The organism is Pseudomonas subflava, from assembly GCF_023823685.1.
GTDB classification, from domain to species: Bacteria; Pseudomonadota; Gammaproteobacteria; order Pseudomonadales; family Pseudomonadaceae; genus Aquipseudomonas; species Aquipseudomonas subflava.
The window spans coordinates 57,333-76,341 of the sequence record NZ_JAMXBF010000003.1; the positions used below are offsets into that span (position 1 = coordinate 57,333).

The following is a 19,009-nucleotide window of genomic DNA, read 5'->3' on the forward strand; positions in this document are numbered from 1 at the left end:
CTTACTTGCTGCCGAACACGCCGAAACGCTGCTTGAAGCGGTCGATACGGCCGCCGGTATCCAGCATCTTCTGCTTGCCGGTGTAGAACGGGTGGCACTCGGAGCACACGTCGAGGCTCATCGGCTTGCACAGGGTCGAACGGGTCTTGATCACGTTGCCGCAGCTGCAGGTGGCGACCATTTCTTCGTATTGCGGATGGATATCGGCTTTCATCGTATCTTCCTCGGTTTAGTGTGCCGCCACTCGGCTCGCTGCCAAGTACCGCACGGAAATAGGCCGCGCACTATACCAGACCACCGCCACTGCGCAAGCCGCCGGCAACTCGTGGCGACGTGCGGCCGTGCTAGCATCGCCCGCCTCGATTCCGGAGTTCGCCGTGCCCGACACCATCCTGCGCCTCGCCCTGCCCTCGCCACTGCGCCGCCTGTTCGACTATCTGGCGCCGCAGGGCCTGCCGCGCGCCGTGCTGCAGCCCGGGGTACGCCTGCGCGTGCCGTTCGGCCGGCGCGAGGTGGTGGGCGTGCTGGTGGAGGTGGCGCAGACCAGCGATGTGCCGGCGGACAAGCTCAAGCCGGCCCTGGAACTGCTCGACCGGAAGCCGCCGCTACCCGCGCCGCTGTTCAAGCTGTGCCTGTGGACCGCCCAGTACTACCAGCACAGCCTCGGCGACACCCTGAGCTGGGCCCTGCCGGTGCTGCTGCGCCAGGGCGAGCCGGCCGAGGCGCGCCAGGAGCGCTACTGGCACGCTGTGGAAGGCGCCAGCCCGGACGACCCGCGCCTAGCCCGTGCGCCGCGTCAGCGCGAGGCACTGCGCGCCCTGGCCCAGCACCATCACGGCGTACCGCATGCGCTACTGAGCAAACTGCAACTGAACAAGGACAGCCTCGACCTGCTGCTGGAAAAGGGCCTGGTGCGCGTCGAGGTGCGCCGCAGCGCGCCGCTGGAGCGCCACGGCGGCTGGCTGGCGCAGCCGGAGCTGCAGCTCAATGCCGAGCAGCGCGCCGCCTTCAACGCCGTGCAGTCCGGCATGGGCGACTTCGGCGCCTACCTGCTGTACGGCGTCACTGGCAGCGGCAAGACCGAGGTCTACCTGCAACTGATCCGCCACTGCCTGGAGGCCGGCCGGCAGGCGCTGGTGCTGATCCCCGAGATCAACCTGGGCCCGCAGACGGTCGAGCGCTTCGCCCGCCGCTTCAATGCACGCATCGCCCTGCTGCATTCCGGGGTCAATGATCGCGAGCGCCTGGACGCCTGGCTGGCGGCGCGTGACGGCGAGGCCGATATCGTGATCGGCACCCGCTCGGCGCTGTTCACGCCACTGAAGAATCCCGGCCTGATCATCGTCGACGAGGAACACGACGCCTCTTATAAACAGCAGGAAGGTCTGCGCTATCACGCCCGCGACCTGGCCCTGGTGCGCGCCCGCCAGGAGAACCTGCCAATCGTGCTCGGCTCCGCCACGCCCTCGCTGGAGAGCCTGCACAACGCCCATGCCGGGCGCTACGCCCTGCTCAAGCTGACTCAACGAGCCGGTGGCGCCCAGCAGCCGCGCTTCCTGCGCCTGGACGTGAAGAGCCTGCCGCTCGACGCCGGCATCTCCGGCCCGCTGCAACTGGCGATCCGCCAGACACTGGAGGCCGGCCAGCAGGTGCTGGTGTTCCTCAACCGCCGCGGTTTCGCCCCCACCCTGCTGTGCCACGACTGTGGCTGGATCAGCCAGTGCCCACGCTGCGACGCGCGCATGACATTGCACCAGCGCCACAACGAGCTGCGCTGCCACCACTGCGGCCATGTCGAGCGCCCGCCGCGCAACTGCCCGGACTGCCAGAAAGTCGACCTGCGCCCGGTCGGCGCCGGCACCGAGCGCGCCGAGGAGCGCCTGGCGCTGCTCTTCCCGCAGTTCCCGGTGCTGCGCATCGACCGCGACAGCACGGCGCGCAAGGGCGCCATGGACAAGCTGTTCGCCACCATCAACAAGGGCGAGCCGTGCATCCTGGTCGGCACCCAGATGCTCGCCAAGGGCCACCACTTCCCACGTGTGACCCTGGTGGCGATTCTCGACGCCGACGGAGGTCTGTTCTCCGCCGACTTCCGCGCCAGCGAGCGCATGGCCCAGCTCACCGTGCAGGTGGCTGGCCGTGCCGGCCGCGCCGAGGAGCCCGGCAAGGTGATCATTCAGAGCCACCTGGCCGACCATCCGCTGCTGGTGCAACTCACCGAGCAGGGCTACCCCGCTTTCGCCGAGCAGGCCCTGAGCGAGCGCCGCGGCGCCGGCCTGCCGCCCTTCGCCCATCTCGCCCTGTTGCGCGGCGAGGCGCACAAGCCGGGACAGGCCGAGGCCTTCCTCGATGACGCCTGCACCTATGCCGAACAGCTGTGCGGCGAACTCAATCTGAGCGGCATCGAACTGCTCGGCCCGGTGCCGGCGCCGATGGAGCGCCGCGCCGGCCGTTATCGCGCCCAGCTGCTGCTGCAGTGCACCAGCCGCGCGCCGCTGCACAAGCTGCTGGCGCACTGGCTGCCGATCCTCGAAGCGATGCCAGGCGGCCGCGCGGTGCGCTGGTCGCTGGATGTCGACCCGATCGACCTGTTCTGAGCGGCCCTCTCCGCCGCGCACTACGCACCCTACGTGCTCGCCTGCGGCCGATGCCTGCCTCTATAATGCGCAGTTTTCGACCAGCCACGGCCGACCGAGCAGACCATGAAAGACACGATTCGCCACCTGATCCAGCAAGCCCTGACCCGCCTGACCGCCGAGGGCGTGCTGCCCGAAGGCCTGAGCCCGGCGATCCAGGTGGAGAACACCAAGGACAAGAGTCACGGCGATTTCGCCAGCAACATCGCCATGATGCTGGCCAAGCCGGCCGGCATGAAGCCGCGCGACCTGGCCGAGAAGCTGATCGCCGCGCTGCCGGTCGACGCCGGCGTCAGCAAGGTGGAGATCGCCGGCCCCGGCTTCCTCAACTTCTTCCAGAACAGCGACGCCCTGGCCGAGCGCCTCGAGGCAGCGCTGGCCGACGCCAAACTCGGCGTGCGCAAGAATGGCCCGGCGCAACGTGTGGTGGTCGATCTGTCGGCGCCGAACCTGGCCAAGGAGATGCACGTCGGCCACCTGCGCTCGACCATCATCGGTGACGGCGTGGCGCGCGTGCTGGAATTCCTCGGCGACAGCGTCATCCGTCAGAACCACGTCGGCGACTGGGGCACCCAGTTCGGCATGCTGCTGGCTTATATGCAGGAGAATCCGGCCGCCGCCGAGAGCGAACTGGCCGACCTGGAAGGCTTCTACCGCGCCGCCAAGAAGCGCTTCGACGAGTCCGCCGAGTTCGCCGAGCGCGCCCGCCAGCTGGTGGTCGAGCTGCAGGCCGGCGACGCCGAGTGCATGCGTCTCTGGCACCGCTTCAACGATATCTCCCTGAGCCACTGCCAGGCGCTCTACGACCGCCTAGGCGTGAAGCTAAGTATGGCCGACGTCAAGGGCGAGAGCGCCTACAACGACGACCTCGCCAACGTGGTCGCCGACCTCGCCGCCAAGGGCCTGCTGACCGAGGACAACGGCGCCCAGTGCGTGTTCATGGACGAGTTCAAGAACGCGGAAGGCAACCCGCTGCCGCTGATCGTGCAGAAGGCTGGAGGCGGCTACCTGTACGCCACCACCGACCTGGCCGCCACCCGCTACCGCGCCAGCGTGCTGAAGGCCGACCGCGCCCTGTACTTCGTCGACCAGCGCCAGGCCCTGCACTTCCAGATGGTGTTCGCCGCCGCGCGCCTGGCCGGCTTCGTGCCCGCCGGTTTCGAGATGGAGCACATGGGCTTCGGCACCATGAACGGCCCGGACGGCCGCCCGTTCAAGACCCGCGACGGCGGCACCGTGAAGCTGGTCGAACTGCTCGACGAGGCCGAGCAGCGCGCCTACGCCCTGGTCAAGGGCAAGAACCCGGAGCTGTCCGACGACGAACTGCGCGAGATCGCCCGCGTGGTCGGCATCGCCTCGGTGAAATACGCCGACCTGTCCAAACACCGCACCAGCGATTACAGCTTCAACTTCGAGCTGATGCTCAGCTTCGAGGGCAACACCGCGCCCTACCTGCTGTACGCCTACACCCGGGTGGCCAGCGTGTTCCGCAAGCTGGGCAAGGGCATCGACGAGATCGGCGGCAGGATCGTCCTGGTCGCCGATCAGGAGCAGGCCCTGGGCGCAAAGCTCGCGCAGTTCAACGAGCTGCTCGCCAGCGTCGCCGAGAAGGGCACCCCGCATCTGCTGTGCAGCTACCTGTACGACCTGGCCGGACTGTTCTCCAGCTTCTACGAGAACTGCCCGATCCTCGCCGCCGAGGATGAGGCCACCCAGCAGAGCCGCCTGCGCCTGGCCGCGCTGACCGGGCGCACCCTCAAGCAGGGCCTGGAGCTGCTGGGCCTGGAAACCCTGGAGCGCATGTAAGTGGCGGCAGCGAAGAAAAAACCCGCGCCCAAGCGCGGCGCCAGCCGCTACCAGGCGCCGGCGAAGAAGCCGGTACCCGGCTGGGTGTGGATGGTCTGCGGCCTGGTCATCGGCGGGTTCTTCATGTTCCTGTTCAGCCTGGAGCCGGGTCGCGACGAGGTGAAGCGGACCAAGCCCGAGGAGCAGAAGCGCGCCGAGCAGAAGAAGCCGCAGGTAGCGCCTGAGCCGGTCAAGCCCAAGTACGACTTCTATACGCTGCTGCCGGAATCCGAAGTCATCGTGCCGCCGGACGCCCTGCCGCCGGCCGACGCGCCCAAGCCGCCGGAGCAGAAGCCGGTGAGCCCCGAGGAAGCGGCGAAGATCGACGCCGAGCGCGCCGAGGCCGCGCTCAACGGCGAGACGCCGCCTCCGCCGCCGGTGCTGGCCAAGGCGCCGGTCACCACCCAGTTCTTCCTGCAAGCCGGCTCGTTCCGCAAGCGCGAGGATGCCGACAAGGTGCGCGCGCAGATTCTCCTGCTCGGCCAGAACGTGCAGGTGGAATCCGGCAAGGTCCGCGAAGAAACCTGGCACCGCGTGCTGGTCGGCCCCTACGCCAGCCGCGAGCAGCTGGCCGGCGCGCAGAAACAGCTGGCCGCCAGCGGCTTCAGCAACCTGCTGTTACAGCAGCGCCAGGGCCGCTGACACGGGTTCGGCGCCCGCCCCGGTTGAAAAGCCGGGGCGGGCACCCCATCTGATCTCCATTCGGGCACTTCTGCCCCGCTGCGTGGAGATCCACTCTTGACCACCATCGTTTCAGTCCGCCGCAACGGCAAAGTCATCATGGGCGGCGACGGCCAGGTGTCCCTCGGCAACACCGTGATGAAGGGCAACGCCAAGAAGGTGCGCCGCCTCTACCACGGCCAGGTGCTGGCCGGTTTCGCCGGCGCCACCGCCGACGCCTTCACCCTGTTCGAGCGCTTCGAGGGTCAGCTGGAGAAGCACCAGGGCCACCTGGTGCGCGCGGCCGTCGAGCTGGCCAAGGACTGGCGCACCGACCGCAGCCTGAGCCGCCTCGAGGCCATGCTGGCGGTGGCCAACAAGGACGCCTCGCTGATCATCACCGGCAACGGCGACGTGGTCGAACCCGAGCACGGCCTGATCGCCATGGGCTCCGGCGGCGGATTCGCCCAGGCGGCGGCCATGGCCCTGCTGCAGAAGGGCGGCGCTGAACTCTCCGCCCGCGAGATTGCCGAAACCGCATTGAACATCGCCGGCTCCATCTGCGTGTTCACCAATCAGAACCTGACTCTCGAGGAGCTGGACTCGGCCGTCTGAGCCGCGCCTGCTGGAGCCCCGACATGCCCATGACACCCCGCGAAATCGTGTCCGAACTGGACCGCCACATCATCGGCCAGGACGACGCCAAGCGTGCCGTTGCCATCGCTCTGCGCAACCGCTGGCGACGCATGCAGCTGCCCGCGGAGCTGCGCCAGGAAGTGACCCCGAAGAACATCCTGATGATCGGCCCGACCGGCGTCGGCAAGACCGAAATCGCCCGCCGCCTGGCCAAGCTGGCCAACGCGCCTTTCCTCAAGGTCGAGGCGACCAAGTTCACAGAGGTCGGCTACGTCGGCCGCGACGTCGAGTCGATCATCCGCGACCTGGCCGACGCCGCGCTCAAGCTGCTGCGCGAGCAGGAAGTGCAGAGGATGCAGCACCGCGCCGAAGACGCCGCCGAGGACCGCATCCTCGACGCGCTGCTGCCGCCGGCGCGCGTCGGCTTCAACGATGACCCGACGCCGAGCCAGGACTCCAACACCCGCCAGCTGTTCCGCAAGCGCCTGCGCGAGGGCCAGCTGGACGACAAGGAGATCGACATCGAGGTAGCCGAGCAACCGGCCGGCGTCGAGATCATGACCCCGCCGGGCATGGAGGAGATGACCAGCCAGCTGCAGAACCTGTTCTCCGGCCTGACCAAGGGCAAGAAGAAGACCCGCAAGCTGAAGGTCAAGGACGCCCTGAAGATGGTCCGCGACGAGGAAGCCGCGCGCCTGGTCAATGAGGAAGAGCTCAAGGCCCGCGCCCTGGAAGCGGTCGAACAGCACGGTATCGTCTTCATCGACGAGATCGACAAGGTCGCCAAGCGCGCCAACGCGGGCGGCGCGGACGTGTCCCGCGAGGGCGTGCAGCGCGACCTGCTGCCGCTGATCGAGGGCTGCACCGTCAACACCAAGCTGGGCATGGTCAAGACCGACCACATCCTGTTCATCGCCTCCGGCGCCTTCCACCTGAGCAAGCCCAGCGATCTGGTGCCGGAACTGCAGGGCCGCCTGCCGATCCGCGTCGAGCTCAAGGCCCTGTCGCCGGAAGACTTCGAGCGCATCCTCACCGAGCCCCACGCAGCGCTCACCGAGCAGTACAGCGAGCTGCTCAAGACCGAGGGCCTGCACATCGAATTCCAGCCGGACGCGATCAAGCGCATCGCCGAGATCGCCTGGCAGGTCAACGAGAAGACCGAGAACATCGGCGCCCGCCGCCTGCACACCCTGCTCGAGCGCCTGCTGGAGGAAGTCTCCTTCAGCGCCGGCGACCTGGCCGGCCAGCAGAACGGCGAGCCGATCCGCATCGACGCCGCCTACGTCAACGGCCACCTCGGCGAGCTGGCGCAGGACGAGGATCTGTCGCGCTACATTCTCTGATGCCGCCGCGGGGTGGATAATGCTCGCCCACCCCCACCCCGCCTGCAGGACTCCCGCTCATGCGCATGCCCACCGCCATCAAGCTGCACAAGGCCTCCCGTACCCTGGAGCTGGCCTATGGCGAGGAACGCTACCGCCTCGGCGCCGAGTTCCTGCGCGTGCATTCGCCCTCGGCCGAGGTGCAGGGCCATGGCAAGCCGATCCTCCAGCATGGCAAGCAGAACGTGGCCCTGAGCCGCGTCGAGCCGGCCGGCAACTACGCACTGAAACTGTGCTTCGACGACGGCCACGACAGCGGCCTGTACACCTGGGACTACCTCTACCAGCTCGCCACCCGCCAGGATCAGCTGTGGGCCGACTACCTCGTGCAGCTGGCCGCCGCCGGCAAGTCGCGCGATCCCAGCGAGTCGGTCGTGCGCCTGATGCTCTAGGCCGTCGCCGAGACGCCTCCCCGTCACATTGCCTTCACGCCTAGGGCGCATTTTCTAATCGCGCTCGGCATACTCGCGCGCGCCGTGCAGCGGCCCTCGCTGAGCTTGCGCAAAAAGGGAAACTCGGGTAACCAAGGAACTGGCAGGTTCCATGCATTTGCCCACTGCAAATGCCAAGAAAGCGCGGAGTTCGTTCCGCACCCGGTAACCCGAGCAGTACCAGCTTCACAGTGGTTGGTATTCGTCTCAGGACAATGGAGCGTCGTAGATGACCCACAAGAATAATGAAGACCTGCATCGCCAAGCCTCGGAAAACACCTTGGGTCTGAACCCGGTGATCGGCTTGCGCGGCAAGGATCTACTCACCTCTGCCCGGATGGTGCTGGCCCAGGCCATCAAGCAACCCCTCCACAGCGCCAAGCACGTCACCCATTTCGCCTTCGAGCTGAAGAACGTGCTACTCGGCCAGTCCGAGCTGCTCCCGGAAGACGGCGACCGCCGCTTCGCCGATCCGGCCTGGAGCCAGAACCCGTTGTACCGCCGCTACCTGCAGACCTACCTGGCCTGGCGCAAGGAGCTGCACGAGTGGATCGAGGACAGCAACCTCTCCGAGCAGGACACCAGCCGCGGCCATTTCGTCGTCAACCTGATGACCGAAGCCTTCGCCCCGAGCAACAGCATGGCCCACCCGGCCGCCGTGAAGCGCTTCTTCGAGACCGGCGGCAAGAGCCTGCTCGACGGCCTGTCGCACCTCGCCAAGGACCTGGTCAACAACGGCGGCATGCCCAGCCAGGTGAAGATGGACGCCTTCGAGGTCGGCAAGAACCTGGCGACCAGCGAAGGCGCGGTGATCTTCCGCAACGACCTGCTGGAGCTGATCCAGTACAAGCCGATCACCGAGCAGGTGCACGAGCGTCCGCTGCTGGTGGTGCCGCCGCAGATCAACAAGTTCTACGTGTTCGACCTGTCGCCGGAGAAGAGCGTGGCGCGCTTCCTCCTGCGCAACCACGTACAGACCTTCGTGGTGAGCTGGCGCAACCCGACCAAGGCACAGCGCGAGTGGGGCCTGTCGACCTACATCGAGGCGCTCAAGGAAGCGATCGACGTGGTCACCGCCATCACCGGCAGCAAGGACGTCAACATGCTCGGCGCCTGCTCCGGCGGCATCACCACCGCCTCGCTGCTCGGCCACTACGCGGCCATCGGCGAGCAGAAGGTGAACTCGCTGACCCTGCTGGTCAGCGTGCTCGACACCAAGCTGGACACCCAGGTCGCCCTGTTCGCCGACGAGAAGACCCTCGAGGCCGCCAAGCGTCGCTCGTACCAGGCCGGCGTGCTGGAGGGCAAGGACATGGCCAAGGTGTTCGCCTGGATGCGCCCCAACGACCTGATCTGGAACTACTGGGTCAACAACTACCTGCTGGGCAACGAGCCGCCGGTGTTCGACATCCTCTACTGGAACAACGACACCACGCGCCTGCCCGCCGCCCTGCACGGCGATCTGATCGAGCTGTTCAAGACCAACCCGCTGACCCGGCCCAACGCCCTGGAAGTCTGCGGCACGCCGATCGACCTCAAGCAGGTCACCAGCGACATCTACTGCGTGGCCGGCACCACCGACCACATCACCCCCTGGGAGGCCTGCTACAAGTCCTCGCTGCTGTTCGGCGGCAAGGTCGAATTCGTCCTCTCCAACAGCGGTCACATCCAGAGCATCCTCAACCCGCCGGGCAACCCCAAGGCGCGCTTCTCGACCAACAGCGAGCAGACGCCGACCGGCAAGCAGTGGCTGGAGAACGCCACCAAGCACGCCGACTCCTGGTGGCTGCACTGGCAACAGTGGCTGGGCGAGCGCTCCGGCAAGCTGAAGAAGGCACCGGCCAACCTCGGTAACAAGGCCCATGCTCCGGGCGAGGCCTCGCCGGGCACCTACGTACACGAGCGCTGATCGGCGCTCCCTGCAACACTGCCGCGGCGCCCGGAAGGCGTCGCACGCCACACGGCCCGAGCCGGTGTGGCGCTCCGCCCCGGCGGATATTCGGCGAGTCGCTCAGGAGAGCCGCTCGCCGCCGATTCATGTACAGGGCCTAGCGCATGCCGCAACCTTTCGTTTTCCGCACCATCGAGCTGGATGACCAGATCATCCGCACCGCGGTCCGCCCGGGCAGCAGCAGCCTCACGCCGCTGCTGATCTTCAACGGCATCGGCGCCAACCTCGAACTGGTGATGCCCTTCGTCCAGGCGCTCGACCCGGATCTGGAAGTGATCGCCTTCGACGTTCCCGGCGTCGGCGGCTCGTCCACACCGAGCACGCCGTACCGCTTCCCCGGCCTGGCCAAGCTGGCCGCGCGCATGCTCGATTACCTGGACTACGGGCAGGTCAACGCCATCGGCGTGTCCTGGGGCGGCGCGCTGGCGCAGCAGTTCGCCCACGACTATCCCGAGCGCTGCAAGAAGCTGGTGCTGGCCGCCACCTCGGCCGGCGCGGTGATGGTGCCGGGCAAACCCAGGGTGCTCTGGCGCATGGCCAGCCCGCGGCGCTATATCCAGCCGTCCTACGGCGTGCACATCGCCCCGGACATCTACGGCGGCGCCTTCCGCCGCGATCCCAAACTGGCCCTGGCGCATGCGAGCAAGGTCCGCTCCGGCGGCAAGATGGGCTATTACTGGCAGCTGTTCGCCGGCCTCGGCTGGACCAGCATCCACTGGCTGCATCGCATCCGCCAGCCTACGCTGGTACTGGCCGGCGACGACGACCCCATCATCCCGCTGGTCAACATGCGCCTGCTGGCGTGGCGCATCCCCAACTCGGAACTCCACGTGATCGACGATGGCCACCTGTTCCTGGTGACCCGCGCCGAGGCGGTGGCGCCGATCATCATGAAGTTCCTGCAGGAGGAGCGGCAGCGCGCAGTGATGCACCCGCAGCCGATGCCCGCTCGCAGTCACTGATTCGCACGGATCCGGCATGCCCCGCCCCAGGCTGGGGCACGCCGGTGAAGACATATTGTTTGCGCGGCAGTCTGGATCGCCCTCCGGCGCGCCCTGGTACAAGCCTTGCTGTCACCGGATGTGACAGCTCGACGACGGAGCCTGACCATGCGTGACAAGACAGCCCCGGGGTCCCTGCCGGTCCCCGCCCACTTCATGAACGCGCAGAGCGCGATGGTCGGCCTGCGCGGCCGCGACCTGTTCTCCACCCTACGCACCCTGGCCGTACAGGGCCTGCGTCAGCCGGCGCACAGCACGCGCCACCTGCTGTCGTTCGGCAAGCAGCTGGGCCGCGTACTGATCGGCGACACGCCCTATCAGCCGCATCCGCAGGACAGCCGCTTCGCCGACCCTACCTGGCACCACAACCCCTTCTACCGACGCACGCTGCAGGCCTATCTGGCCTGGCAGAAGCAGCTCAAGGCGTGGATCGACGAGAGCGACCTGTCGCCAGACGACCGCACCCGCGCGCATTTCCTATTCGCCCTGCTCAACGATGCCCTGGCGCCGACCAACACCCTGCTCAACCCGCTGGCGGTCAAGGAGCTGTTCAACAGCGGCGGCACCAGCGTACTGCGCGGCGCCCGGCAGATGCTCGACGACCTGCTGTACAACGCCGGCATGCCGCAGCAGGTCGACAAGCGCGCCTTCGAGGTCGGCCGTAATCTGGCCACCACCCCGGGCGCGGTGGTGTTTCGCAACGAGCTGTTCGAGCTGATCCACTACAGGCCGATGAGCGAGAAACAGTACGAACGCCCGCTGCTGGTGGTGCCGCCGCAGATCAACAAGTTCTACATCTTCGACCTCAGCCCGGAGAAGAGCTTCATCCAGTACTGCCTGAAGAACGGCCTGCAGGTGTTCATGATCAGCTGGCGCAACCCGGATGCGCGCCATCGCGAATGGGGACTGTCCAGCTACGTACAGGCGGTGAGCGATGCCAGCGACGTCTGCCGCGCCATCAGCGGCAGCAAGGAAGTGAACCTGATGGGCGCCTGCGCCGGCGGGCTGACCATCGCCGCGCTCCAGGGTCACCTGCAGGCCAAGCGCCAGCTGCGCAAGATCGGCTGCGCCACCTACCTGGTCAGCCTGCTGGACGCCCAGGTGGAAAGCCCGGCGATGCTGTTCGCCGACGAGCAGACGCTGGAGTCGGCCAAGCGTCGCTCCTACCAGAGCGGCGTTCTGGATGGCCGCGACATGGCCCGGGTATTCGCCTGGATGCGGCCCAACGACCTGATCTGGAACTACTGGGTCAACAACTACCTGATGGGCAAGGAGCCGCCGGCCTTCGACATCCTCTACTGGAACAACGACAACACCCGGCTGCCGGCGGCGCTGCACGGCGACCTGCTCGATCTGTTCAAGCACAACCCGCTGCCCCGTCCCGGCGCCCTGGAGGTGTGCGGCACGCCGATCGACCTGGCCAAGGTCAATCTGGACAGCTTCAGCGTGGCCGGCATCAACGACCACATCACCCCGTGGGACACGGTGTACCGCTCGGCCCTGCTGCTCGGCGGCAACAGCCGCTTCATCCTGTCCAACAGCGGGCACATCCAGAGCATCCTCAACCCTCCGGGCAATCCCAAGGCCACCTACTTCGAGAGCGGCAAGCTCACCAGCGACCCGCGCGCCTGGCAGCACGAGGCGCAGAAGAAGGAAGGCAGCTGGTGGCCGCAGTGGCTGGAGTGGATCCAGCAGCGCTCGGGCGAACAGCGCCAGAGCGTGTTCGGCGTCGGAAGCAATCGTTACCCGGCGATGGAAGCATCGCCCGGCACCTACGTGCACGTGCGCTGAGTGCGGCGAAAGCACTGGCCGGGCGCCCGCCCGGCCGGTTATCGTCGGTGCTCCGGCGGCCATAACAAGATCATGGAATGAAGACCCGCGACCGCATCCTCGAATGCGCCCTGCAGCTGTTCAACGAGCGGGGCGAACCCAATGTCTCCACCCTGGAAATAGCCACCGAGCTGGGCATCAGCCCGGGCAACCTGTACTACCACTTCCATGGCAAGGAGCCGCTGGTGATGGAGCTGTTCGAGCGTTTCCAGGATGAACTGGCGCCGCTGCTCAACCCGCCGGCCGAGGCCGAACTGGATGCCGAGGACTACTGGCTGTTCCTGCACCTGATCGTCGAGCGCCTCGCCCAGTACCGCTTCCTGTTCCAGGACCTGTCCAATCTCGCCGGACGCCTGCCGAAACTGGCCCGCGGCATTCGCCAGTGGCTCAACCAGCTCAAGCGCACCCTCGCCAGCCTGCTCGCCCGACTCAAGGCGCTCGGCCAGCTGCGCAGCGACACCGAAGCGCTCGGCCAGTTGGTCGAGCAGATCACTCTGACCCTGCTGTTCTCACTCGATTACCAGCGCATCCTCGGCGCAAGTGCCGAGGTACGCCTGGTGGTGTTCCAGGTGATGATGCTGGTCGCCCCGCACCTGGCCGACGACGCGCGCCACGCCGCCGAACGCATCGCCCATCGCTATCTGGAAGCCTGAGTCCAGGCGCGCGACCGACATCAACTGAAGATCCATTGCCCCCAAATGCAAACGCCCGGCACTGGGCCGGGCGTTTGCAGATCCTGAAGAACGATCAGGACGGAGTGGCAGGCGTCGCCGGAGCGGCGGCCGGAGCCGGGGTAGCAGCCGGTGCCGGTGCCGGAGCAGCGGGCTTGGCAGCAGCCGGCTTGGCGGCCGGCTTCGGCGCAGCCTTCTTCACCGCAGGCTTCTTGGCGGCAGCCGGTTTGGCAGCCGGTTTTGCGGCGGGCTTGGCAGCGGACTTCGCAGCAGCAGGTTTGGCTGCAGGCTTGGCGGCAACCTTGGCGAGCGGCTTGGCAGCGGCTTTAGCGGCGGGCTTCGCGGCAGCTTTGGCAGCGGGCTTGGCAGCAGCTTTAGCGGCCGGCTTGGCGGCAACCTTGGCAACCGGTTTGACTGCCGGCTTGGCGGCGGCCCGGGCGACCGGCTTGGCCGACTGGCCGGTGAGCTTTTCGATCTGCTTGGTCAGGCTGTCGACCTTGGTCTGCAGCGACTTCACCTCGTTACGGCTGGGCACGCCCAGGCGGGAGATGGCGCTGTTCAGACGCTTGTCGAACGCCTCTTCGAGCTCGCTCCACTTGCCGATGGCCTTGCCGCGCACCTCGTCGACCTTCGACTTGGCGGAACCGACGGTAGAGCCGACGCCGGACTTGACCACACCCAGCTGCTTGTCGACTTCGGTCTTGGCTTTCTTCTCAGCCTTCTCGCCGTCCTTGACCAGACCGTCGAACAGCTTGTTGCCGTCCTTGCTGATCTTGGAATAGGCACCGAGGCCGGCCAGCCAGATCTGACGCGAGTACTTCTCGACCTCGCCGATCCAGGAGTTGCTTTCCTTCTTGGCAACCGGCTTCTTCACAGCCGGTTTTGCCGCCGGTTTTGCTGCGGTAGGTTTCTTAACAGCCATCCTGCTCTCCTTATTGGGTACGCGCCACTCGCTCAAGCAAAGCATTCAACTCGTCCAGCTTAGCAGAGAGTGCCTCAACATCCTGCCTGGAGGGAATACCCAGGCGGTTCAGCGCGCTGGCGACACGGTTGTCGAAGGCCTTCTCGATCTTGTCGAACTGCACCTCGACCTTGCCTTTGACCTCGGAGACGCCGCTTTTGACGCTCTTGATCTGCGTCTCGATCTGGCTGTTGGCGGCCTCGACCTGCTCGTTCACCCGCTTCTTGCCCTGCTTCTCGAGGCCTTCGCCGGTCTTGACCAGCTCCTTGAAGTACTCGGCACCCTCGGCACCGGCCTTGGCGTAGGCACCCAGGCCAGCCAGCCAGATCTTACGGGCGTAGCCCTTCACGTCGGTGAGGACGGTGGCTTTGTCTTCGACTTTCTCGACTACGGCTTTCTTCTTGGCGGCAACTGTAGTGGCCATGGTGCACCTCGCGTTCGGAGTGGTGGTCTGGTCGTCCTTTGCCAGGACTCGAGCGCAAGGTAGAAGGAAAAATTAGAAATCACATACTAGGCCGCGCAGCCTCAGGCCTTGAGGTGCTTGTCGAGGGTCTCCTCGATCTGGCGCTTGATGGTGCCGCCGAGGGCGGAGAGCAGCAAGCCGAGCTTGAGCTCCACGCGCACACGGTCCTCTGCCACATCGATGGTGCCGTCGGCGCCACTGCGCTTGAACTCCAGGGTGTCGCCGCTCCAGCGGTACGTCACGTCGTACTCGCTGGCCAGGCGCTGGGCCAGCGCCTCGGCCTTCTCGCGGGCGGTCGCGAGACCGAGGTTGTGGGAACGTTCGACGGTGATGCGGGACATGGGCGACTCCTGCTGCGACCTTGTGTCACGCGACTATATCAGCTCCTCCCGGCGCCAAGACAAAGGCAGGCCACGGGTTTAGAATGGCCGCCACTTCGATTCAGGTGACCGCGACATGAACGACCCGCGCCAGAACCCAGAGCAGGAAAAGACCACCCACTTCGGCTTCCAGGATGTGCCGGAAAGCCAGAAGGCGGACAAGGTCGCCGAGGTCTTCCACTCGGTCGCGGCCAAGTACGACCTGATGAACGACGTGCTCTCCGGCGGCCTGCACCGCCTGTGGAAGCGCTTCACCATCGAGTTGTCCGGCGTGCGCCCGGGCAACCGCGTGCTGGACATCGCCGGCGGCACCGGCGACCTCACCCGCAAGTTCGCGAGCCTGGTCGGCCCGACCGGCGAAGTGGTGCTGGCCGACATCAACGACTCCATGCTCAAGGTCGGTCGCGACCGCCTGCTGGACAAGGGCGTGGCCGGCAACGTGCAGTTCGTCCAGGCCGACGCCGAGGCGCTGCCCTTCCCGGACAACCACTTCGACGTGGTCACCATCGCCTTCGGCCTGCGCAACGTGACGCGCAAGGAAAACGCCCTGCGCTCCATGCTGCGCGTGCTCAAGCCGGGCGGCCGCCTGCTGGTGCTGGAGTTCTCCAAGCCGGGCAATCCGCTGCTGGCCAAGGCCTACGACACCTACTCGTTCAGCTTCATGCCGCTGGCCGGCAAGCTGATCACCAACGATGCCGACAGCTACCGCTACCTGGCCGAATCGATCCGCATGCACCCGGACCAGGAAACCCTCAAGGCCATGATGATCGAGGCCGGCTTCGAGCGAACCACCTACCACAACATGACCGGCGGCATCGTCGCCCTGCACCGGGGCATCAAGCCCTGATGCTGCTGGGCGGCCTGCTGGCCGGCGTCGAGCTCGGCCTCAACCGCGTGCTGCAGATGGACAGCACCGCGCTGCCGCGTCTGGCTCGCCTGGAAGGCAAGGTGATCGAGGTCGATTGCCAGAGCCCGGCGCTCAGGCTGTTCATCCTGCCCGGCGACGAAGGACTGCAGCTGGCCAGCCACTGGGAGCATGCCGACTGCGTGCTCAGCGCCCCCGCAAGCAGCCTCCTGCGCCTGGCCCTGGCCAAGGACAAGACCGCCATCCTGCATCGCCCGGAAGTCACCCTGAGCGGCGACAGCGCGGTGCTGCTGGAGCTGGCCGGCATCCTCCAGGACCTGGAACTGGACTGGGAATACGAACTGTCGCGCTGGCTCGGTCCAGTCGGCAGTCAGCTGCTGTCCGGCCACCTGCGCAGCCGCGCGGGATGGGCCGGCGACAGCCTGGAGAGCCTGCGCCAGACCCTGGCCGACTACCTTGCCGAAGAGTCGCGCAGCCTGGTCGGCGAACGCGAGGCCCAGGCCCGCTTCGACGAACTGGACGACCTCAAGCTGGCCCTCGACCGCCTCGACGCGCGCATCGACCGCCTCGCCCGGAACCTGAACAAGACCCCATGAGCCTGCTCGCCACCCGCCGCCTGCTGCGCATCCTGCGCGTGGTCATCCGCTACCGCCTGGACGACCTGCTGCTGACCCTGCCGCTGCCCTCCTGGATGCGCGCCCTGCGCTTCGCCCTGCCCTGGCGCTGGCTGCCCCGCGGCCATTCCGAGCTGAGCCGCGGCCAGGCCCTGCGCCTGGCGCTGGAAGACCTCGGACCGATCTTCATCAAGTTCGGCCAGCTGCTTTCCACCCGTCGCGACCTGTTGCCGCCCGACGTCGCCGACGAGCTGGCGCGCCTGCAGGACCAGGTACCGCCCTTCGACCCCGAGCACGCCGTGGCGCTCATCGAGGAACAGCTCGGCGCGAAGATCGAAGAGGCCTTCGCCCGCTTCGACGTGCAGCCGCTGGCCTCGGCGTCGGTGGCTCAGGTGCACGCGGCGCAGCTGAAGAACGGCGACGAGGTGGTGGTCAAGGTGATCCGCCCCAACCTGCGGCCGATTATCCGCTCCGACCTGGCCTGGCTGTTCCTCGCCGCACGCATCGCCGAGAAGGCCTCGGCCGACGCCCGCCGCCTGCGCCCGGTGGAGGTGGTGTCGGACTACGAGAAGACCATCTACGACGAGCTCGACCTGCTGCGCGAGGCGGCCAACGCCAGCCAGCTGCGGCGCAACTTCCAGGACTCGCCACTGCTCTACGTGCCGCAGGTACATTGGGACTGGTGCCGGCCCAAGGTGCTGGTGATGGAGCGCATCTACGGCGTGCCGGTAACCGACCTGGCGACCCTGGCCGACCAGCGCACCAACATGAAACTGCTGGCCGAGCGCGGCGTGGAGATCTTCTTCACCCAGGTGTTCCGCGACAGCTTCTTCCACGCCGACATGCACCCCGGCAACATCTTCGTCGCCACCCGCACGCCCTGGAGCCCGCAGTACATCGCCATCGACTGCGGCATCGTCGGCAGCCTCACCCCCGAGGACCAGGACTACCTGGCGCGCAACCTGATCGCCTTCTTCAAGCGCGACTACCGTCGCGTGGCGCAGCTGCACATCGACTCCGGCTGGGTGCCGGCGGAAACCAAGGTCAACGAATTCGAGGCGGCCATTCGCACCGTGTGCGAGCCGATCTTCGAGAAGCCGCTGAAAGACATCTCCTTCGGCCAGCTGCTGCTGCGCCTGTTCCAGACCGCGCGGCGCTTCAACATGGAAGTGCAGCCGCAGCTGGTGCTGTTGCAGAAGACCCTGCTCAACATCGAGGGACTCGGCCGCCAGCTGTACCCGGACCTGGACCTGTGGACCACCGCCCAGCCCTTCCTCGAGCGCTGGATGCGCGAGCGGGTCAGCCCGCGCAACCTGCTGCACAATCTGCAGACCCAGGTCGAGCAGGTGCCGCACTTCGCCAACATGACCCGCGACCTGCTCGAGCGCATGAGCCAGCCCCACGCCAGCGACCCGCCGCCACCCTGGCAGGAGCGCCGCGATCGCTGGCCGCTGCGCCTGCTCGGTGCGGCCCTGGTGGCGGCGGGCGTCAGCCAGGAATTGTCGCTGGCACCGGCGGCCTGGACCGCCTGGCTCAGCCTGGGCGCCGGCCTGGCGTTGATCCTGCGCCGATAGCCAGTGCCGCCCTCGGCTGGCACACTTGACCTTTCCGCACCCGGCGGGTGCACCACCGGCGCGAAGCCCGCGCCATGAGAGCGCCCTAGACGGGCGGATGCGAAATGACCGACTGGCTCGACGAGATTCACTGGAACGAGGACGGCCTGGTCCCGGCCATCGCCCAGGACCACAAGACCGGGCGTGTGCTGATGATGGCCTGGATGAACCGCGAGTCCCTGGCCCTCACCGCCGCCGAACAGCGTGCCATCTACTGGTCACGTTCGCGCGGCAAGCTGTGGCGCAAGGGCGAGGAGTCCGGTCATGTGCAGAAGCTCCACGAACTGCGCCTGGACTGCGACGCCGACGTGATCATCCTGCTGGTCGAACAGCTTGGCGGCATCGCCTGCCACACCGGCCGCGAGAGCTGCTTCTATCGCGTCTTCGAAAAAGGTGCCTGGCAAACCGTCGACCCGGTCCTGAAGGACCCGCACGCCATCTACCAGGAACACAAGCATGAGTGACACCCTCACCCGCCTGGCCGAAGTGCTGGAATCGCGCAAGGGCGCGGCGCCGGACAGCTCCTACGTGGCCAGCCTGTATCATAAGGGTTTGAACAAGATCCTGGAGAAGGTCGGCGAAGAGTCGGTCGAGACCATTCTCGCCGCCAAGGACGCAGCCGCCAGCGGCGACTGCAACGACCTGATCTACGAGACCGCGGACCTCTGGTTCCACAGCCTGGTCATGCTCGCCGCCCTCGGCCAGCACCCGCAGGCCGTGCTGGACGAGCTGGACCGGCGCTTCGGTCTGTCCGGGCACGCCGAAAAGGCGGCGCGCCCCACTTCCTGAATTCACTGCGAGGACTGATTGCATGGGCATTTTCGACTGGAAACACTGGCTGGTCATTCTGATCGTGGTGGTGCTGGTGTTCGGCACCAAGCGCCTGAAGAACCTGGGTTCCGACCTTGGCGAGACCATCAAGGGCTTCCGCAAGGCGATGAACACCGACGACGACAAGCCGGACGAGCCGCAGCCGCAACAGCCCGCCCAGGCCGGCGAGCAGCTGCACAAGCCGCAGACCATCGACGCCCAGGCGCACAAGGTCGAAGAGCCGGTGCGCAAGGACTGAG

General features: G+C 66.9%; 20 protein-coding genes. 16 read left to right on the top strand and 4 right to left on the bottom strand.

What is annotated here, in order from left to right; all coding sequences use genetic code 11:
* Position 1: 1 nt before the first annotated feature.
* Positions 2–214, bottom strand: coding sequence for a 50S ribosomal protein L31 (gene rpmE, locus NF616_RS03695; RefSeq protein ID WP_043311131.1), 213 nt, complete (start codon positions 212–214; stop codon positions 2–4).
* Between the two features lie 163 nt (positions 215–377).
* Between rpmE and NF616_RS03700 the strand changes: the two genes are divergently transcribed.
* The 10 genes from NF616_RS03700 to NF616_RS03745 all read left to right on the top strand — a co-directional run bounded on the left by NF616_RS03700 (position 378) and on the right by NF616_RS03745 (position 13,025).
* The gene (locus NF616_RS03700; protein ID WP_252271707.1) at positions 378–2,597 is read left to right on the top strand and encodes a primosomal protein N'; all 2,220 of its coding nucleotides are present in this window, start codon (positions 378–380) and stop codon (positions 2,595–2,597) included.
* A gap of 105 nt (positions 2,598–2,702) precedes the next feature.
* Positions 2,703–4,442 carry an arginine--tRNA ligase gene (gene argS, locus NF616_RS03705; RefSeq protein WP_252271708.1) on the top strand — a complete coding sequence of 580 codons (1,740 nt, stop codon included), beginning with the start codon at positions 2,703–2,705 and terminating at the stop codon, positions 4,440–4,442.
* Complete coding sequence (locus NF616_RS03710) at positions 4,443–5,123, top strand: SPOR domain-containing protein (protein ID WP_252271709.1); 681 nt, start codon at positions 4,443–4,445, stop codon at positions 5,121–5,123.
* A 96-nt stretch (positions 5,124–5,219) separates the two neighbouring features.
* Positions 5,220–5,756 carry an ATP-dependent protease subunit HslV gene (gene hslV, locus NF616_RS03715; RefSeq protein ID WP_252271710.1) on the top strand — a complete coding sequence of 179 codons (537 nt, stop codon included), beginning with the start codon at positions 5,220–5,222 and terminating at the stop codon, positions 5,754–5,756.
* Positions 5,757–5,779: 23 nt separating this feature from the next.
* On the top strand, positions 5,780–7,120 hold the full coding sequence (gene hslU / locus NF616_RS03720; RefSeq protein ID WP_252271711.1) for an ATP-dependent protease ATPase subunit HslU: 1,341 nt from the start codon (positions 5,780–5,782) through the stop codon (positions 7,118–7,120).
* A 59-nt stretch (positions 7,121–7,179) separates the two neighbouring features.
* Positions 7,180–7,551, top strand: a complete 372-nt coding sequence (locus NF616_RS03725) for a gamma-butyrobetaine hydroxylase family protein (RefSeq protein WP_252271712.1) — start codon at positions 7,180–7,182, stop codon at positions 7,549–7,551.
* Positions 7,552–7,819: 268 nt separating this feature from the next.
* Positions 7,820–9,499 (top strand): class II poly(R)-hydroxyalkanoic acid synthase, encoded by a 1,680-nt coding sequence (phaC, locus tag NF616_RS03730; protein ID WP_252271713.1) that lies wholly within the window; start codon positions 7,820–7,822, stop codon positions 9,497–9,499.
* A gap of 146 nt (positions 9,500–9,645) precedes the next feature.
* On the top strand, positions 9,646–10,503 hold the full coding sequence (phaZ, locus tag NF616_RS03735) for a poly(3-hydroxyalkanoate) depolymerase (protein ID WP_252271714.1): 858 nt from the start codon (positions 9,646–9,648) through the stop codon (positions 10,501–10,503).
* Positions 10,504–10,650: 147 nt separating this feature from the next.
* Entirely contained in the window at positions 10,651–12,333 is a 1,683-nt protein-coding gene (gene phaC, locus NF616_RS03740; RefSeq protein WP_252271715.1) for a class II poly(R)-hydroxyalkanoic acid synthase, read from the top strand.
* 77 nt (positions 12,334–12,410) lie between these two features.
* Positions 12,411–13,025 carry a TetR/AcrR family transcriptional regulator gene (locus NF616_RS03745; RefSeq protein ID WP_252271716.1) on the top strand — a complete coding sequence of 205 codons (615 nt, stop codon included), beginning with the start codon at positions 12,411–12,413 and terminating at the stop codon, positions 13,023–13,025.
* Between the two features lie 94 nt (positions 13,026–13,119).
* Here the strand turns inward: NF616_RS03745 and NF616_RS03750 are convergent, their stop codons facing one another.
* From NF616_RS03750 to NF616_RS03760, 3 genes are all read right to left on the bottom strand, one after another.
* Positions 13,120–13,965, bottom strand: coding sequence for a phasin family protein (locus NF616_RS03750; RefSeq protein WP_252271717.1), 846 nt, complete (start codon positions 13,963–13,965; stop codon positions 13,120–13,122).
* A gap of 10 nt (positions 13,966–13,975) precedes the next feature.
* Complete coding sequence (locus tag NF616_RS03755) at positions 13,976–14,428, bottom strand: phasin family protein (protein WP_252271718.1); 453 nt, start codon at positions 14,426–14,428, stop codon at positions 13,976–13,978.
* Between the two features lie 101 nt (positions 14,429–14,529).
* Entirely contained in the window at positions 14,530–14,808 is a 279-nt protein-coding gene (locus NF616_RS03760; RefSeq protein WP_252271719.1) for a polyhydroxyalkanoic acid system family protein, read from the bottom strand.
* Between the two features lie 115 nt (positions 14,809–14,923).
* Between NF616_RS03760 and ubiE the strand changes: the two genes are divergently transcribed.
* The 6 genes from ubiE (at position 14,924) to NF616_RS03790 (ending at position 19,008) form a co-directional block, all read left to right on the top strand.
* Positions 14,924–15,694, top strand: coding sequence for a bifunctional demethylmenaquinone methyltransferase/2-methoxy-6-polyprenyl-1,4-benzoquinol methylase UbiE (ubiE, locus tag NF616_RS03765; protein ID WP_252271720.1), 771 nt, complete (start codon positions 14,924–14,926; stop codon positions 15,692–15,694).
* A complete protein-coding gene (locus NF616_RS03770; protein ID WP_252271721.1) occupies positions 15,694–16,308 on the top strand; it encodes a ubiquinone biosynthesis accessory factor UbiJ in 615 nt (204 codons plus the stop codon). Before ubiE ends, NF616_RS03770 begins: the two co-directional genes overlap by 1 nt.
* The gene (gene ubiB / locus NF616_RS03775; RefSeq protein ID WP_252271722.1) at positions 16,305–17,900 is read left to right on the top strand and encodes a ubiquinone biosynthesis regulatory protein kinase UbiB; all 1,596 of its coding nucleotides are present in this window, start codon (positions 16,305–16,307) and stop codon (positions 17,898–17,900) included. The genes NF616_RS03770 and ubiB overlap by 4 nt, the downstream gene beginning before the upstream one ends.
* Before the next feature lie 104 nt (positions 17,901–18,004).
* A complete protein-coding gene (hisI, locus tag NF616_RS03780; protein ID WP_252271723.1) occupies positions 18,005–18,403 on the top strand; it encodes a phosphoribosyl-AMP cyclohydrolase in 399 nt (132 codons plus the stop codon).
* The gene (locus NF616_RS03785) at positions 18,396–18,728 is read left to right on the top strand and encodes a phosphoribosyl-ATP diphosphatase (RefSeq protein WP_252271724.1); all 333 of its coding nucleotides are present in this window, start codon (positions 18,396–18,398) and stop codon (positions 18,726–18,728) included. The genes hisI and NF616_RS03785 overlap by 8 nt, the downstream gene beginning before the upstream one ends.
* A gap of 22 nt (positions 18,729–18,750) precedes the next feature.
* The gene (locus NF616_RS03790; protein WP_252271725.1) at positions 18,751–19,008 is read left to right on the top strand and encodes a twin-arginine translocase TatA/TatE family subunit; all 258 of its coding nucleotides are present in this window, start codon (positions 18,751–18,753) and stop codon (positions 19,006–19,008) included.
* The last annotated feature ends 1 nt before the right edge of the window (position 19,009 follow it).